Origin of the sequence: Acinetobacter yuyunsongii (assembly GCF_041021915.1) — a bacterium.
In the GTDB taxonomy this organism is placed as follows: Bacteria; Pseudomonadota; Gammaproteobacteria; order Pseudomonadales; family Moraxellaceae; genus Acinetobacter.
On sequence record NZ_CP157435.1, the window covers coordinates 622,159 to 639,659 of the forward strand.

At 42.0% G+C, this 17,501-nt stretch carries 16 protein-coding genes; 15 read left to right on the top strand and 1 reads right to left on the bottom strand.

Annotated elements, in window-relative coordinates; translation table 11 throughout:
• The first annotated feature begins 2 nt into the window (after window positions 1-2).
• The 15 genes from ABLB98_RS02990 to ABLB98_RS03060 all read left to right on the top strand — a co-directional run bounded on the left by ABLB98_RS02990 (window position 3) and on the right by ABLB98_RS03060 (window position 16,600).
• The gene (locus ABLB98_RS02990; protein ID WP_004638049.1) at window positions 3-680 is read left to right on the top strand and encodes an NADH-quinone oxidoreductase subunit B family protein; all 678 of its coding nucleotides are present in this window, start codon (window positions 3-5) and stop codon (window positions 678-680) included.
• A gap of 85 nt (window positions 681-765) precedes the next feature.
• The gene (gene nuoC / locus ABLB98_RS02995; RefSeq protein ID WP_348882831.1) at window positions 766-2,553 is read left to right on the top strand and encodes an NADH-quinone oxidoreductase subunit C/D; all 1,788 of its coding nucleotides are present in this window, start codon (window positions 766-768) and stop codon (window positions 2,551-2,553) included.
• Between the two features lie 12 nt (window positions 2,554-2,565).
• Window positions 2,566-3,075: an NADH-quinone oxidoreductase subunit NuoE gene (gene nuoE, locus ABLB98_RS03000; protein WP_004675093.1), complete on the top strand. Its 510-nt coding sequence runs from the start codon at window positions 2,566-2,568 to the stop codon at window positions 3,073-3,075.
• A complete protein-coding gene (gene nuoF, locus ABLB98_RS03005) occupies window positions 3,072-4,400 on the top strand; it encodes an NADH-quinone oxidoreductase subunit NuoF (RefSeq protein ID WP_348882830.1) in 1,329 nt (442 codons plus the stop codon). The genes nuoE and nuoF overlap by 4 nt, the downstream gene beginning before the upstream one ends.
• Before the next feature lie 11 nt (window positions 4,401-4,411).
• Window positions 4,412-7,096 (top strand): NADH-quinone oxidoreductase subunit NuoG, encoded by a 2,685-nt coding sequence (nuoG, locus tag ABLB98_RS03010; protein WP_348882829.1) that lies wholly within the window; start codon window positions 4,412-4,414, stop codon window positions 7,094-7,096.
• A gap of 3 nt (window positions 7,097-7,099) precedes the next feature.
• Window positions 7,100-8,116, top strand: coding sequence for an NADH-quinone oxidoreductase subunit NuoH (gene nuoH, locus ABLB98_RS03015; protein WP_004663752.1), 1,017 nt, complete (start codon window positions 7,100-7,102; stop codon window positions 8,114-8,116).
• Window positions 8,117-8,134: 18 nt separating this feature from the next.
• Window positions 8,135-8,677, top strand: coding sequence for an NADH-quinone oxidoreductase subunit NuoI (gene nuoI, locus ABLB98_RS03020; protein ID WP_004663751.1), 543 nt, complete (start codon window positions 8,135-8,137; stop codon window positions 8,675-8,677).
• The gene (nuoJ, locus tag ABLB98_RS03025; protein WP_171063546.1) at window positions 8,677-9,195 is read left to right on the top strand and encodes an NADH-quinone oxidoreductase subunit J; all 519 of its coding nucleotides are present in this window, start codon (window positions 8,677-8,679) and stop codon (window positions 9,193-9,195) included. The genes nuoI and nuoJ overlap by 1 nt, the downstream gene beginning before the upstream one ends.
• Window positions 9,195-9,503, top strand: coding sequence for an NADH-quinone oxidoreductase subunit NuoK (gene nuoK / locus ABLB98_RS03030; RefSeq protein ID WP_004638057.1), 309 nt, complete (start codon window positions 9,195-9,197; stop codon window positions 9,501-9,503). Before nuoJ ends, nuoK begins: the two co-directional genes overlap by 1 nt.
• Entirely contained in the window at window positions 9,500-11,395 is a 1,896-nt protein-coding gene (gene nuoL, locus ABLB98_RS03035) for an NADH-quinone oxidoreductase subunit L (RefSeq protein ID WP_348882828.1), read from the top strand. The genes nuoK and nuoL overlap by 4 nt, the downstream gene beginning before the upstream one ends.
• Before the next feature lies 1 nt (window position 11,396).
• A complete protein-coding gene (nuoM, locus tag ABLB98_RS03040) occupies window positions 11,397-12,995 on the top strand; it encodes an NADH-quinone oxidoreductase subunit M (protein WP_348882827.1) in 1,599 nt (532 codons plus the stop codon).
• A 3-nt stretch (window positions 12,996-12,998) separates the two neighbouring features.
• Window positions 12,999-14,495 carry an NADH-quinone oxidoreductase subunit NuoN gene (gene nuoN, locus ABLB98_RS03045; protein WP_348882826.1) on the top strand — a complete coding sequence of 499 codons (1,497 nt, stop codon included), beginning with the start codon at window positions 12,999-13,001 and terminating at the stop codon, window positions 14,493-14,495.
• A 116-nt stretch (window positions 14,496-14,611) separates the two neighbouring features.
• Window positions 14,612-15,247 (top strand): uracil phosphoribosyltransferase, encoded by a 636-nt coding sequence (gene upp, locus ABLB98_RS03050; protein ID WP_004663741.1) that lies wholly within the window; start codon window positions 14,612-14,614, stop codon window positions 15,245-15,247.
• A 118-nt stretch (window positions 15,248-15,365) separates the two neighbouring features.
• The gene (locus ABLB98_RS03055) at window positions 15,366-15,659 is read left to right on the top strand and encodes a cold shock domain-containing protein (RefSeq protein WP_004663739.1); all 294 of its coding nucleotides are present in this window, start codon (window positions 15,366-15,368) and stop codon (window positions 15,657-15,659) included.
• 188 nt (window positions 15,660-15,847) lie between these two features.
• Complete coding sequence (locus tag ABLB98_RS03060) at window positions 15,848-16,600, top strand: excalibur calcium-binding domain-containing protein (protein ID WP_348882825.1); 753 nt, start codon at window positions 15,848-15,850, stop codon at window positions 16,598-16,600.
• A 13-nt stretch (window positions 16,601-16,613) separates the two neighbouring features.
• On the opposite strand, the gene gigC is transcribed toward ABLB98_RS03060, so the two are convergent.
• Window positions 16,614-17,498, bottom strand: a complete 885-nt coding sequence (gigC, locus tag ABLB98_RS03065) for a LysR family transcriptional regulator GigC (protein ID WP_348882824.1) — start codon at window positions 17,496-17,498, stop codon at window positions 16,614-16,616.
• Between the last annotated feature and the right edge of the window lie 3 nt (window positions 17,499-17,501).

Genomic DNA, 17,501 nt, shown 5'->3' on the forward strand with positions numbered 1-17,501 from the left:
GGATGAAATATACTTTAACCCGTGCGAATCCAGATGCCGATCAGTATCCATTACAAGATCGTCAAATCGTAACTGATCCTCTTGAGGAAGAAGTGAATAAAAGTGTGATGATGACACGTCTTGAAGATGTGTTGCATACCGCAGTGAACTGGGGACGTAAAAACTCTTTATGGCCTTTTAACTTCGGTACATCATGCTGTTATGTTGAATATGCGACGACTTTAACTGGTGTACATGACTTGTCTCGTTTTGGTGCTGAGGTTATTCGTGCTTCACCACGTCAAGCAGATTTAATGATTGTTGCAGGAACCTGCTTTGTCAAAATGGCACCTGTAATTCAACGTTTGTATGAACAAATGCTTGAGCCTAAATGGGTCATCTCTATGGGTGCTTGTGCGAACTCTGGTGGTATGTACGACATCTATTCTGTAGTACAAGGTGTCGATAAAATTATTCCTGTTGATGTGTACATCCCAGGTTGCCCACCTCGTCCAGAAGCATTGATCCAAGCATTGATGTTACTTCAAGACCAAATTCAACTAGAGCGCCGTCCACTTTCAGCGGTGATTGGTGATGATCTTCAGCCTGTGTATAAGCCAAAGATGATGCCAGAACGCGATCGTAAAAATGCGGAACGTATTGCGGTGAAAAACTTACGCTCTATGGATGAAATTAAATAATTTGAACGATGAATTGTGACATGTCTGAAGAGACATGATCATCGGGAAAATTGCCAGAATTTGTATTAAATAGGAAGCCAAGCCAATGGCTGAAACTGACATTGCTATGCCAGAGTCAACGCAAGTTGATTCACGCCCAGCATTTGCAATCGTAGAAGAGCTCAAAACCAAATTTGGTGAGAACTTCTATGTGCAGGCGACTTTTGAAGAGTTTCCAACAGTCTGGGTTGAGCGCGCACGCGTGCAAGAAGTCCTTATGTTCCTCCGTAAAGTGGAACGTCCTTATGTAATGCTGTTTGACTTATCTGCGGTTGATGAGCGTTTACGTGTTCACCGTGATGGTTTACCAGCATCAGATTTTACTGTGTTTTATCATTTGTTATCGCTTGAGCGTAATAGTGATATTCGTATTAAAGTTGCATTAAATGAAAATGATTTAAGCATCCCAACCGCAACCAATATTTGGCCAAATGCCAACTGGTACGAGCGTGAAGCTTACGATATGTTTGGCATCGATTTCGCAGAGCATCCTATGCTCCGTCGTATCTTGTTGCCAACCTATTGGGAAGGTCATCCGTTGCGTAAAGAATATTCTGCGCGTGCGACAGAATATACGCCATATATGCAAGATCAAGCGAAACAAGATTTCGAACAAGAACACTTACGTTTCGTACCAGAAGACTGGGGTCTAAAACGCGGTAACGCTGATGAAGACTTCATGTTCCTCAACTTAGGTCCTAACCATCCATCTGCGCACGGTGCGTTCCGTGTGGTATTGCAGTTGGACGGTGAAGAAGTGAAAGATTGCGTACCTGATATTGGTTATCACCACCGTGGTGTGGAAAAGATGGCTGAACGTCAGACATGGCATTCATTTATTCCTTATACCGATCGTGTTGACTACTTGGGCGGTTGTGCGCAAAACATGCCTTATGTGATGGCAGTTGAGCAGCTTGCTGGTATTAAAGTACCTGAGCGTGCGCAAGTCATTCGTGTGATGTTAAACGAATTATTCCGTATCAATAACCACTTATTATTCTGTGGTACAGCGATTCAGGATGCGGGTGGTATGACCCCTGTGTTCTATATGTTCGCAGACCGTCAAAAAGTCTATGACATCGTTGAAGCGATCACGGGTTACCGTATGCATCCAGCATGGTTCCGTATTGGTGGTACGGCGCATGACCTTCCAAACAATTGGCAAAAACTTGTTAAAGAATTGCTAGAGTGGATGCCAAAACGTTTGAACGAGTACTACACTGCGGCACTTAAAAACTCAGTATTTATTGGTCGTACCCGCAATGTTGCTCAATACGACGCTAAATCTGCGTTGGCTTGGGGTGTAACGGGTACTGGTTTACGTGCAACGGGTATTGACTTTGACGTTCGTAAATATCGTCCATACAGTGGTTATGAAAACTTCGACTTTGATATTCCAGTGGAATATGAAGGCGATGCATATGCACGTGTCTTGGTTCACTTCCGTGAAATTACTGAGTCGTTGAAAATTATTCAACAGTGCTTGGACAACATGCCATCTGGTCCTTATAAAGCGGATCATCCACTGGCTGTTCCACCACCAAAAGATAAGACATTACAAGATATTGAAACCTTGATTACGCACTTCTTGAGCGTATCTTGGGGTCCTGTCATGCCTGCAGGTGAGTCATCATTTATGACTGAAGTGGTGAAAGGTGCGAGCACTTATTATTTGACTTCAGACAAGTCAACCATGAGTTACCGTACTCGTATTCGTACACCGACCTTCACACATTTGCAGCAAATGCCTTCTGTGATTAATGGCAGTTTGGTTTCTGACTTGATCATTTATTTGGCGACCATTGACGTGGTTATGGCTGACGTGGATCGCTAGGGGTAAACGATTATGATGATTTTGACTGATAAAAAACCTCGTGTGAATGTTGAAGGGATTTTGACTGCTGAAGAAATCCATGACATTGAACACCATATTGATCACTATCCATATCCACGTGCGGCATCATTGGATGCATTAAAATGCGTACAACGTCGTAATGGCTGGGTAGATGACGCTCAAATGAATGCGATTGCGCAATTGTTGACAATCAGTGTGGCAGATTTAGAGGGTGTAGCAACGTTCTATAACCGTATTTATCGCCAACCTGTAGGTCGTCATGTGATTTTGTTATGTGACTCAATTGCATGCTTCTTGATGGGTGCAGAAACTTTAGCAGAAGCATTTCAGCGAGAGTTAGGCATTCAGTATGGACAAACCACAGCAGATGGTCGTTTCACCTTGCTCCCAATTTGCTGTTTAGGCAACTGTGATAAAGGTCCAACGTTAATGATTGATGAAGATACTCACGGTTTAGTGGATGTGTCATCAGTTAAACAGTTATTGGAGAAGTATGTATGAATACTGAACCAAAACCAATTTATGGCGACGGTAATCCAGAAACTCATCCACTCACTTGGCGTTTGAGTAAGCAAGATGCTGTACGTAATGCTGATGAATACGAAGCTTTAGAAGGTTATGCAGGCTTCAAAAAAGCGCTCAGCATGCCACCAAAAGATGTACTTGACGTGATTAAAGCTGCGACAGTTAAAGGTCGTGGCGGTGCAGGCTTCCCAGCAGGGATCAAATGGTCACTGATGGCGCCAAACGACAATTCAGGTCCACGTTACCTGATCTGTAATGCTGATGAAATGGAACCAGGTACCTTTAAAGACCGTTTGTTGATGGAAAAACTTCCACATCAATTGATCGAAGGTATGTTGATCGCAGGTTATACCCTTGAAGCAACGCATGGTTATATCTTCATTCGTGGTGAATACATCGAAGCAGCTCAATACTTAAATGAAGCATTAGAGCAAGTTCGTGCCAAAGGTTACTTGGGTGAAAACATCCTCGGTACTGGTTGGAACTTTGAGATGCATGTGCACACGGGTGCAGGGCGTTATATCTGTGGTGAAGAAACTGCATTGATTAACTCGCTTGAAGGTCGTCGTGCCAATCCGCGTACTAAACCACCATTCCCACAAGTTGCTGGTGCATGGGGTCGTCCAACGATTGTCAATAACGTTGAAACCTATAATAACTTGCCAGCGATTATGTTGCGTGGTCCAGAATGGTATATCAACCTTTCTGCACATAAGTCTAAAGATCCAGGTACGAAGATCTATGGTGCATCAGGTAAGGTGAAATTCCCAGGACTTTGGGAACTTCCTTTTGGTACAACTGCGCGCGAAGTGATTGAAGATCATGCGGGTGGTATGCGTGATGGTCTCACTTTGAAAGCATGGTTGCCAGGTGGTGCTTCGACTGACTTTTTAGCAGCTGAGCACATTGACTTGCCAATGGACGCTGAAAGCATCATGAAAGCAGGTTCACGTTTAGGAACATGTTTGTTGATGGTGGTTGATGAAACCCAGTGTATGGTCTCTGCAACGCGTAATTTAGAAGAGTTCTTTGCACGTGAATCATGTGGTTTCTGTACACCGTGCCGTGATGGTTTACCTTGGGCAGTCAAAGCGCTGAAAGCACTCGAAACAGGTACAGGTAAGAAAGAAGATATCGATCATTTACAAGAACTGACTCGTAAATTATGGATCGGTAAAACTTTCTGTGCTCATGCACCGGGTGCGATGGAGCCGCTTATGGGCGCATTAAAATATTTCCGCCATGAGTTTGAAGCAAAGGTTAAAACCCATGCTCCTGCTCTTGACGTAGAACAAGCTTAAGGAATTCGACTATGGCTACAATTCATGTCGATGGAAAATCGTATGAAGTCAATGGCTCTGAAAACTTGCTACAAGCATGTCTCAGCCTTGGTATCGACATCCCGTATTTTTGTTGGCACCCATCCTTAGGTTCTGTTGGTTCTTGTCGTCAATGTGCTGTTACGCAATATAATAATGCGGAAGATACACGTGGGCGCTTAGTCATGTCTTGCATGACACCAGCTGCCGACAATACCTTTATTTCTATTGAAGACAAAGAAGCAACAGATTTTCGTGCATCAATCGTCGAATTCTTAATGACCAACCACCCACATGACTGTCCAGTCTGTGAAGAAGGTGGTCACTGTCATTTACAAGATATGACGGTGATGACGCAACATGACCGTCGTCGCTATCGCTTCACGAAGCGTACCCATCATAACCAAGAGTTGGGTTCGTTTATTGCACATGAAATGAACCGCTGTATCGCGTGCTATCGTTGTGTACGCTATTACAAAGATTATGCGGGTGGTACAGACTTTGGTGTCTATGCCAATGCATCACGTGTTTATTTCGGTCGTCCAGAATCAGGTACTTTGGAATCTGAATTTTCTGGTAACTTGACTGAAGTCTGCCCAACTGGTGTATTTACCGATAAGACGCATTCAGCACGTTATAACCGTAAATGGGATATGCAGTATGCTCCAAGCGTATGTCATGGCTGTTCTTCGGGCTGTAACATCTCACCGGGTGAGCGTTATGGCGAAATCCGTCGTGTTGAAAACCGTTTCAATGGTTCAATAAATCAATACTTCTTGTGTGATAAAGGTCGTTTCGGTACAGGTTATGTGAATCGTGAAGATCGTCCACGTCAACCACGACTACAGCTTAAAGATAACATTACAACTTTGAGTGTCGATGCTGCATTAGATCAAGTAATTGTTGAGTTGAAAGGCCAAAAAGTCTTGGGTATCGGTTCTCCTCGTGCAAGCTTGGAATCAAACTACGCACTTCGCCAACTTGTTGGTCAAGCCAACTATTCAACAGGTATGTCTCAAAAAGAGCAAAATCTGGTTGAATTAGCTGCTTCAATCATGCAAACACAGGGTATTTACAACCCGAATATGCGTGAAATTGAAAGTTACGATGCGGTGTTGATCTTGGGTGAAGACTTAACTCAAACTGCGCCACGTATGGCTTTATCGGTTCGCCAAGCAGCGAAAAATAAAGCCAAAGAAATGGCAGCTAAAACACGTACACCCGATTGGTTGGCAGAGCCTGTACAACGTATTGGTCAAGATGCTAAATCTCCAATCTATATTCTTGCTGCAACGCAAACACGTTTAGCGGATGTGGCAACGGGTGAAGTAGTTGCATCGCCAAATGACATCGCACGTTTAGGTTTCGCGGTTGCGGCTGCTGTTAAAGGCGAAGCGCTTTCTGGTTTGGCTGATGATGCAAAAGCATTTGCGCAAACCATTGCAGATAACTTGAAAGCAGCGAAAAAGCCTTTGATTATTTCTGGTACGAGTTTACAAGATCCTGCGATCATGGAAGCTGCGGCTCAAGTCGCTTTAAATCTCGGCGAAAATGCAGGGCTGTCGTTGACTGTTCCTGAAGTGAACTCAATGGGCTTAGCATTATTCGGTGGTTTAAGTTTAGAACAAGCTTTTGCCCAAGACTACGACACACTGGTTATTGTTGAAAATGACTTGTTCCGTCGTTTACCTGCTGCTCAAATCAAAGCTGCATTTGACAAGGCTGAGACTGTGATTGTATTGGATCACAGCGAAACTGAGACTGTGAAGCTTGCAGACATCGTTCTTTCAGCAGCAAGTTTTGCTGAAGGTGATGGCACTGTAGTGAGTCAAGAAGGTCGTGCACAACGTTTCTATCAAGTGTATGACCCAAGCTACTACAAACCTGAATATGCGATCAAAGAATCATGGCGTTGGTTACATGCTGTTGAGACAGGTCTTAAAGGTAAAGCAGTCGATTGGACATTGCTTGATGATGTAATTGATGACATCGTGAAGAATGTACCAGTACTTGAAGCGATTCAAGATGTTGCACCAGATGCAGGTTATCGTGTTCATGGTTTGAAAATTGCACGTGAGCCACGTCGTTACTCAGGTCGTACTGCAATGCGTGCACCATTATCTGTTCATGAACCTAAACAGCCAACTGATCTAGATTCAGCATTAACGTTCTCGATGGAAGGTTATGTCGGTAATCAGACAGCTTCTTCGCTAGTACCTTTCGCATGGGCTGCCGGTTGGAACTCGCCACAAGCTTGGAATAAATACCAAGATGAAGTGGGTGGTCACTTAAAAGGCGGTGATTCAGGTGTGCGTCTATTTGATCGTTTAGCTAAACGTCCTGCACGTAGCTATGTTGCACCGACTGCCGTGGTTGTGAATCCTGAAAGCTTCCGTCTTGTGCCAATGCACCATATCTTTGGTTCAGGTGAATTCACCATTAAAACACCAGCAATGGAATCACGTATTCCTGAAGCGATGTTTGCCATGGGTGAACAAGATGCGACGCGCTTAAATGTTCAAGATGGTCAACGTATTACAGTGAAAGCAGGCGAAACGAGCATCAGCTTACCTGTACAGGTCATCGAATATTTACCAACAGGCTATATTGGTTATCCAATTGGTCTAGCACCAACCGTTTCATTGGCAGAGCCTGTGTCTGTGGCAGTAGGAGTGTAATTCATGAATCAAGAAATTATACGTCAAACGCCACTTTGGGCTGAGAACTGGCCAATCGCTTATTCAGTGATTCAAGCAGTTGTGATCCTGTTGGTGGTGGTTTTAGTTGCTGCATTAATGTCATTTATTGAGCGTCGTCTCTTGGCATTATGGCAAGACCGTTATGGTCCAAACCGTGTTGGTCCGGGTGGTATGTTCCAGATCGTTGCCGACATGCTCAAGATCATGTTCAAAGAAGACTGGACACCAAAGTTTGCTGACAAGCTGACTTTTCGTTTAGCACCAGCAGTTGCGATGGCAACTGCGGTACTTTCGTTTATGGTGATCCCAGTAAGTCCTACACTGGGCGTTGCGGATATGAGTATCGGTCTATTGTTCTTTATGGCAATGGCGGGTATCGCAGTTTATGCAGTGCTATTTGGTGGTTGGGCGTCTAACAACAAATACTCGTTACTCGGTGGTCTTCGTTCTGCTGCTCAAACTATTTCTTATGAAGTGTTCTTGGGTATTTCATTGATGGGTGTGGTTGCGATTGCAGGCTCATTCAACCTACGTGAAATCGTTGAAGCTCAACGTGATGTTTGGTTTGTTATTCCACAATTCATTGGTTTCATTATCTTTGTTATTGCTGGTGTTGCAGTGACGCATCGTCATCCATTTGACCAACCAGAAGCTGAGCAAGAATTGGCGGAAGGTTATCACGTTGAATATGGTGGGATGAAGTGGGGGATGTTCTTCGTTGCGGAATATGTGAACGTGGTTTTAATCTCTGCACTGATCGTAACGTTATTCTTCGGCGGATGGCTTGCACCATTTAATTTAGAAATTCCATTTGTTCCACCAGTTTTTTGGTTCGTGATTAAAACAGCATTCTTTGTAATGATGTTTGTATTGGCGCGTGGTTCTTTGATGCGTCCACGTTATGACCAAGTGATGAATTTTGGTTGGAAAGTTTGTTTGCCATTGGCGTTGGTCAACTTGTTAGTGACTGGTGCTGTGATTCTGATGAATCAGGCCTAGGACAGCAAGGAGTACAAAATGTATAAAATTCTAGCTGGATTTGGATCGATTGTCCGTTCGTTGTGGATGGTGTTTAGCCATGTAACACGTAAACGTGATACGATTTTATATCCAGAAGTACCAGCTGAACAAATTGTGCCTCCACGCTTTCGTGGTCGTATCATCTTGACGCGTGATCCAGATGGGGAAGAGCGTTGTGTGGCATGTAACCTGTGTGCGGTTGCATGTCCTGTTGGCTGTATTTCATTACAAAAAGCGGAAAAAGAAGATGGACGTTGGTATCCAGAATTTTTCCGTATCAACTTTTCACGCTGCATTTTCTGCGGTATGTGTGAAGAAGCTTGTCCTACAACTGCAATTCAGATGACGCCTGATTTTGAACTTGCTGAATATGTACGCCAAGACTTGGTTTATGAAAAAGAAAACTTATTGATTTCTGGCCCAGGCAAATATCCTGACTATAACTTCTACCGTGTCACTGGTATGGCAGTAAATGGTAAGGAAAAAGGTCAGGCACAAAAAGAAAGTGCACCAGTTGATGTACGGAGCTTATTACCATGATGTGGCCATTTTATTTGATGGCACTTGTGGCCATCGTATCGACAATACGTGTTGTGACAAATACGAATCCCGTACATGCTCTTTTAAGTTTAATCGTTTCTTTACTTGCTGTTGCTGGTATTTTCATGATCGTGGGTGCGCCTTTTGCTGGTGCACTTGAGATTATTGTTTATGCTGGTGCAATCATGGTGTTGTTCGTCTTCGTGGTCATGATGTTGAACCTTGGACAAGATACGGTTGAACAAGAACGTAAATGGTTAACTTCTGATGCATGGGCATATCCTGCATTAATGAGTTTCTTATTGGGCTTGGTTTTGGTTTGGATGTTGGGTGGAGAATACACCACAATTTCTGCACCATTAGGTACAGAAATTGTAGGTCCTAAAGCAGTCGGTCAAGCATTATTTACTCACTATCTATTATTGGTAGAAGTTGCCGCGATGTTATTGCTTGCAGCCTTAGTTGCTGCATATCACCTTGGCAAACGTGAACCAAGTGCAGAAGAGGATAAAGAATAATGGGACACATCCCTTTAGAACATGGTTTGATTGTTGCAACCATCCTTTTTGCACTCGGTTTTTACGGTGTAATGGTGCGACGCAACCTATTATTTATGCTAATGAGCCTTGAAGTGATGATGAATGCTGCTGCATTGGCATTTGTTTTGGCAGGTAGTGTTTGGGCTCAACCAGATGGACAAGTGATGTTCATTTTGATCCTAACGCTTGCTGCTGCCGAGGCGTGTATTGGTCTTGCGATCGTCCTTCAGTTTTATCATCGCTTCCATCACTTGGATGTGGATGCTGCTAGTGAGATGCGCGGATGAGTACATTATATTTAACCGTTTTATTCCCGCTCATTGGTTTTATCCTGTTAGCGGCAGGGCGTAACAAACTGTCTGAAAATGTCGCTGCCATTATTGGTGTCGGTTCAGTTGGTTTATCTGCCTTATTTGCTTTAATCGCTGGCCTTGCATTTACCAGCAGTGGCCAAACTGTTTTTGTTCAACACTTATGGACGTGGTTCAGTGTTGGCGGTTTTGAGCCAGGCATCAGCTTGCACCTTGATGGTTTGTCATTATTGATGACAGGTATGATTACAGGTGTTGGTTTCCTGATTCACATCTTTGCATCATGGTATATGCGTGGTGAAGAAGATTACGCACGTTTCTTCTCTTATTTCAACCTGTTCGTTGCCAGCATGTTGTTGTTGGTACTCGGCGATAACTTGGCGTTATTGTTCTTAGGTTGGGAAGGCGTAGGTCTGTGTTCATACCTCTTGATTGGTTTCTACTACTCAAACCCTGCAAATGGTTGGGCAGCAATCAAAGCATTCACCGTAACACGTGTGGGTGATGTTTTCTTACTCATCGCATTGTTCTTGCTTTATCAACAGTTTGGTACGTTGAATACACAGTACATTGTTGAACATGCAGCGACTGTGATGACGCAAAGCTCATCATTGTCAATTTGGACAGCATTAATGTTGTTCTTGGGTGCAGCAGGTAAATCAGCGCAAATTCCATTACAAACATGGTTAGCTGATGCGATGGCAGGTCCGACACCAGTATCTGCATTGATCCATGCTGCGACAATGGTTACAGCAGGTGTGTACTTATGCTGCCGTATGTTCTCCGTGATGGAAATGGCACCAGAAGTGATGCAGTTCATCTCGATTACAGGTGCTGTGACATTGCTTGTAGCTGGTTTTGCAGCGCTAGTTCAAACCGACATCAAACGTATCTTGGCTTACTCAACCATGAGTCAGCTCGGTTATATGTTTATGGCGGTGGGTGCTGAGGCGTATCAAGCTGGTTTATTCCATATGCTTGCTCACGCATTCTTCAAAGCGTTATTGTTCCTTTCTTCGGGTGCCGTAATTCTTGCATGTCATCACGAACAAAACATTTTCAAAATGGGTGGATTACGTAAAAAGATTCCATTCGTATTCTGGTGTTTCGTCATCGGTGGTGGCGCATTAGCTGCACTTCCAATCGTAACAGTTGGCTTCTTCTCTAAAGATGCGATTTTAGGTGCAGTATATGCACAGTCTACGATTGCAAACCTTCCACTTTATAATACGTTGTACTGGGTTGGTGTTGTGGGTGCATTCTTAACGTCTATCTATACCTTCCGTTTAATCTGGGTGGTATTCTTTGGCGAAGAAAAAACCCATGCACATGCCATTCATGGCGTGACTTACTGGGCACCGCTTGCAATTCTTGCGACCTTATCAACAGGTATTGGTTATTTCTTACAAGCACCTGTTGCAAAATTATTGACCGCTGCAAGTATTCCAAGCTTTGTTGTTCCTGAAACTTTAGAAGAAGCCGTTGCACATGCAGAACATTTAGCAAGTGGTGTTGCCCTTGTTGGTTTGGTTGTTGGTATTTTCTTATTTGCCTTTGCGTATGGTGCGGTTAAATCATTTGCTCAAACGTCTTTGGGTTCTGGTTTAGCGCACATTTGCCGTACCGCATTTGGTTTTGATGCTTTGTATGACATCGTTTTTGTAAAACCATATTTATTGATTGCGAAAATCTTAGGTCGTGATCCAATTGATGGTTTATGGTTAGTGCTACCTGCACTTGTGAAAGGTGGTAATAGCTTTACAAGTTCGCGTCAAACAGGTTCATTGCGTGAATACGCATCAAGCATGTCACTCGGTGTAGTGGTGTTATTGATAATCTTGATCGTGATTCAGGTTGTGGGGAAATAAAATGGAAAACAATTTAATTTTACCCGCACTGATTTTAGTTCCTTTCATTGCTGGTTTTATTTGTTGGTTGGTTGATAAATTTGACCAACATTTGCCACGCTGGATTGCCTTGATTGGTATGCTCATTACCTTTGGTTTGGGTATTGCACTATGGCAAACTGGTACATATAGCTACGAGTTGGGCGGTAAAGTCCCAACTTGGGCTGCTGAATTCCATCTCCCGTGGATTCAGACTTTAGGGATTAGCATTCACTTGGCTGTGGATGGTTTATCTCTACTCATGGTTTTACTTACAGCGTTACTGGGTGTGCTTGCTGTTGGTTGTTCATGGGGTGAAATTCAAAAGAATGTTGGTTTCTTCCACTTAAACCTCCTTTGGAGTTTAGGTGGGGTCATCGGTGTATTCCTTGCAATTGACTTATTCTTGTTCTTCTTCTTCTGGGAGATGATGCTTGTACCAGTCTATTTCTTGATTGCGTTATGGGGACACTCAGGATCAAATGGTCGTTCACGTGTTTATGCTGCAACTAAATTCTTCTTATATACACAAATCGCTGGTTTAATCATGTTAATCGGTATCTTAGGCTTAGTGGTCTATGGATATATGATGACAGGTATGATTGGTTTTGATTACAGCTACTTATTGGCTGTTGCAAACCACTTACCTCCAGAAGTTGCATATGCATTTATGTTGTGTTTCTTTGTTGGTTTTGCAGTTAAATTACCTGTATTCCCATTACACGGTTGGTTACCTGATGCGCATGCACAAGCACCAACAGCGGGTTCTGTGGACTTGGCTGGTATTTTGATTAAGACAGCAGCGTACGGTCTACTTCGTTTCGTAATTCCATTCTTCCCAGCAGCGTCAGCTCAGTTTGCTGATATTGCAATCATTTTGGGTCTGATTGGTATTTTCTACGGTGCATTCTTAGCGTATCAACAAACAGACATGAAACGTCTGCTTGCGTATACGTCTATTTCACACATGGGTTTCATTTTACTTGCAATCTACGCAGGTAATATTCTAACTTTCCAAGGTCTGATGATCATGATGTTGGCACATGGTTTGTCATCTGCTGCATTGTTCATTATGTCGGGTCAAGTGTATGAGCGTTTACACACACGTGATCTACGCTTAATGGGTGGTCTTCGTGGTCAACTGCAATATTTACCATTCTTCTTGATGTTCTTTGTTGCAGCACTTGTCGGTGTACCTGGTCTAGGTAACTTTATTGGTGAATTCTTAATTCTTATGGGTTCATTCAAAGCTTATCCTGCATTCACAATCATTGCTGCAGTAAGTTTAGTATTTGCAGGTCTTTACGGTCTGATTCTGATTCACAAAGCACTTTTTGGCGAACCAAATACTGAACAAAAGCAACACTATCCGAGTCCACTGAAAGATTTATCAGTACGTGAAGTGAGCATTTTGATGATCTGTGTGATTGGTTTACTTTGGTTAGGACTTTACCCACAGACATTCTTGGATATGTCACATTCAAGCATGCAGTGGTTAGTCAATAGTTATATGCCAGTACAAGAAGTTGTTGAAACTGTTCAACAGACTGCAACTCAACTTGAACAAGTGGAGATGCGATAAACCATGAACTTCACACTTTCTTTTTCTGAGCTTATGCCGCTTGTCCCAGTGATGATTGTGGCATTGACCTCTGTTGTTGTGATGTTATTGATTGCGATTAAACGTAATCATAATCTTGTCGCAACAACGACGGTGGTCGGTTTAAACCTTTCTGCAATTTTTATTGCATACACCATGTTTAGTGGACACTTTGTTCCTGCGAACGTGATGGGCATGTTTATGGTTGATCCATTTACCATGCTCTACCAATTCTTGATTTTGATTGCTGCTTTGGCTTGTAGCACGCTTTCACATGCCTACATTGAAACGTATAAAGACAATCGTGAAGAGTTATACATCTTGCTACTGTGTTCAGTAGCAGGTGCGATGTTGATGGTTGCTAGCTCTCATTATGCTTCGTTCTTTATCAGCTTAGAATTAATGTCAATTCCTGTGTACGGTATGTTGGCTTACACGCATCAACGTAGCCAATCTTTAGAAGCGGGAATTAAGTATCTTGTACTTTCAGCAACTGCATCTGCGATGTTGTTGATGGGTATGGCATATATCTATGCGTATACAGGTTCATTGTCATTCTATGATTCTGTTGAAGCTTTGATGACTGCGATCAAGCAACCAATGGTGCTATTAGGTTTAGGTCTCATTATCTTTGCTGTTGCATTTAAGCTTTCACTTGCACCATTCCATAAATGGACGCCTGATGTGTATGCAGGTGCACCAGCACCTATGGCGACATTCTTAGCTACAGCTGCCAAAGTTGCAACGATTGGTTTATTTGTACGTTACTTATTAAGTTCTGGTGCAATCTTAGTTGAATCAATAGTGACTGTTTTGACAGTCATTGCTGTGTTATCAATTTTGGTCGGTAACTTACTTGCAGTACGTCAAGTTAACTTAAAACGCATCCTTGGTTATTCATCAATTGCACACTTTGGTTACTTGTTGATTGCTTTGATTAGTATGACTTATGCAAGTTTAGGCAGTGTAACGGTTTATGTGATTACTTATGTACTCACCACAATCGGTGCATTTGGTGCAGTTGCGTTAATGTCTAGTCCATATAACAACGTTGATGAAGCACAAAGTCTTGCAGACTACCGTGGTTTGTTCTGGCGTCGTCCGATCTTGACTGCAACATTAACCGTGATGATGTTGTCATTAGCAGGGATTCCATTAACTGCAGGTTTTATTGGTAAATTCCTTGTGATAATGGCTGCTGTAACAACTCAACATTGGTTCTTGGCTGCAATGGTCGTTGTCGGAAGTGGTATTGGCTTGTATTACTACTTACGTGTCATGGTGGTGATGTATATGACACCACCAGAAACACCTCGTATTGATGCTGATGCACATTGGGGAACTAAAGTTGGTGGTATCATGGTACTTGGTGCAGCATTGCTTGTATTATTACTTGGTATATACCCAGATCCAATGATCAATTTAGCATTGAAATCAGAGATTCTTTCTCCATTACATTTCATGTTATCTCAACAACAGTAATCATCCGATAATCTGATTTGTACAAAAAAGCCTCCAAAATTTGGGGGCTTTTTTTAATGAAGAGTAAAAAAACACTCTATAATACTTAAAGATTAATATTAGTTAGGTACTTACTCGTGTCGATTCAAGAAATTCGCCATCCGCTTATTCGTCATAAACTTGGTTTATTACGCCGTTCAGACATTAGCACAAAGAACTTCCGTGAATTGGCGCAAGAAGTCACGATGCTACTGACTTATGAAGCGACTAAGGATCTACCTGTTGTGGATCATGAAATTGATGGTTGGGCAGGTAAAGTTTCGACTCAACGTATCGCAGGCAAGAAAATTACCATTGTTCCTATCTTACGTGCTGGAATTGGTATGCTTGAAGGCGTACTGAGCTTGATCCCAAGTGCCAAAGTGAGTGTATTGGGTTTAGAGCGTGATGAGGCGACTTTAGAGGTTCGTACTTACTATAAAAAATTAGTACCTGATGTTGCGAATCGCTTAGCGATGATTATTGATCCAATGCTGGCAACGGGTAATTCACTTATTGCGGCAATTGATGTGCTTAAAGCAAGTGGTTGTAAAGATATCCGTGTTATGGTTTTGGTTGCGGCACCTGAAGGTGTTGCAAAAGTAGAAGCTGCGCACCCAGATGTACGTATCTATACGGCATCAATTGACCAAGGTTTGAATGAGGATGGCTATATCGTTCCAGGTCTTGGTGATGCGGGTGATAAGATTTTTGGTAGTGTTCAAAAAGATTAATTTTTGAAAATATGCTTAAAAAAAGAGACTTAATCCAACCGTACTATTTTCAGGGGAGGATTTAAAGTCTCTTTTTTTATATACTGAAATACAGTACTTGCAAAATTAGGTGAATGTCATGAAGAAAGAATTTTATCAGGGAAAAGTTAAACAATATAATCCAGACAAAGGGTTTGGTTTTATTGCAACTGCTGAAGGCGAGATCTTTTTTCATATTTCAGATTTTCCTGCATCGGAAGGTGAGCCGAAACGAAATGAAAAAGTAAAATTTGTAGCCCTAGAAAATAATGGAAAATTTAAAGCAGTACAAATTGAACGAGTAGATCCGAATCCTGCAAAAACTAAAAAAAATAAAATATTGGCTCATAATGAATCGATTACATCAGAATTGTTATCAAACTTTCGACGTTAGGAGAATGCATGATGAATCGCTCATCAGCAAATAAAAATACTTGCTTTTACTTTATCGCAGTCTAACAGGGCAGCATTATTTTTTGTGATGATGTCAAATTTGATATATTACGTGTTGAATTTTTTGGGGTAATCTGATGCTAAAAACTGGAATAATTAAAAAATATAATAAAGAATGGGGGTGCCATTATGCAAAGTGATATTGATATTGTAGTTACTCAAAGTAAGGCTTTGGAAGCATTGCTGGAGCAAAAATTTGGAGCTACTGGGCGTGGTTTGCATGAAAAATTAACTAGCATTGAATATCAGCTTGAAGTTGGGCTAGTGAAGAATATACGTTGGATAGCCACTATGCGTAATAAAGTGGTACATGAAAATTTCCAATTGACCAATCAAAATGACTTTTTAAGAAGTTGTCAGCGTGCTTTAGAGGGTTTACAAAACACCCAAAATACTTTGAGAATTGTTGGTAAAACTAAAGAAATCAATACCGTAAATTGGAGTTTTTCATCACAAAACTCGCAACATACAACGTCGGAACGAGTAAATTCCTCATCACGAAATTCATATAACACAACACCCAAACGTATCGTATCTCATTCAAGAAGAAAAACTAAACGAAAGAATGAATCAGGTGGTTTTTTTGGGACAATTATTACAGTCATTATTTTTGGCATAATCGGCTATTTTGTGTATGGTTTTATTCAAGACTCTTTGCATCGTAATGAATTGACAAATCAACCTGTAATACAGGAAACCTTAGAAATAGCAAATACTCAAGCAGTAAATAGCAACCCTAATCATTTTCAATGTGATGGTAGAAAACATTGTTCTCAAATGCGATCACTTGAAGAGGCACGTTGGTTTGTAAGAAATTGTCCAGATACAAAAATGGATAGTGATCATGATGGTGAGCCATGTGAAAATGATTCACGTTGGTAAAAAAAGATCAGGTTTAAACCTGATCTTCACAAAAATGTAAAAAGGCTTTGAGTCCAGGACCTTGGTATTTTTGACGATGCACTAACATGTACAATGGGCGAGTTAATTGCCAATAAGGTGTATTAAGAATAACCAATTGACCTTTCTCCTCCAGCGGTTCAATCGCGAGTCTTGAAACACAAGACATGCCCAAACCACCAGCAACAATTTTTAAGATTGCTTCGTTATGACCGAGGGTTAAACGGATATTGGCATCTGGTAGATCTTGTAAAATCGCATTGTCAAAAACTTCACGTGTGCCTGAGCCTTCTTCACGTAAAATCCATTCAACCTCATGGAAATCTGCTGGTGTAATTGGGCGATCTAACTTTGCTAGAGGATGATCAGGCGCACAGCAAACTGCAAGCTCATCATCTCGCCAATGGATACATTGCAATTGAGGCAAATGACACGAACCTTCGATCAAGGCTAAATCAAGCTGAAATTGATTCACTGCTTCAATCATTTGGCGAGTATTGCCGACTTGTAATTGTAAGTGTGCCTGTGGGTGTTTTTGTAAGAAATCAGCCATTAAATCAGGCATCAAGTAGTCGCTGATTGTGAGCGTTGCTCCCAATCTAAGGTCAATACTTTGTAATTCACCTTTGGCTGCTTGCTCAAAAGATTCACAGCGACCCAAAATTTCTAAGGCTTGAGGTAATAAAAAACGCCCCAAATCATTCAGTTGTAAACGCTTGCCTAAACGGTCAAATAAAGGCGCACCTAAGCCATCTTCTAAATCAGCCAAAGCCATACTTGCTGCACTTTGTGTCAGTCTGACAGCATCACTCGCTTTGGTTACCGTTCCTTCTTGTGCAACCGCCACGAAAACAGCCAATTGGCGTAAGGTCATGCGCATGTT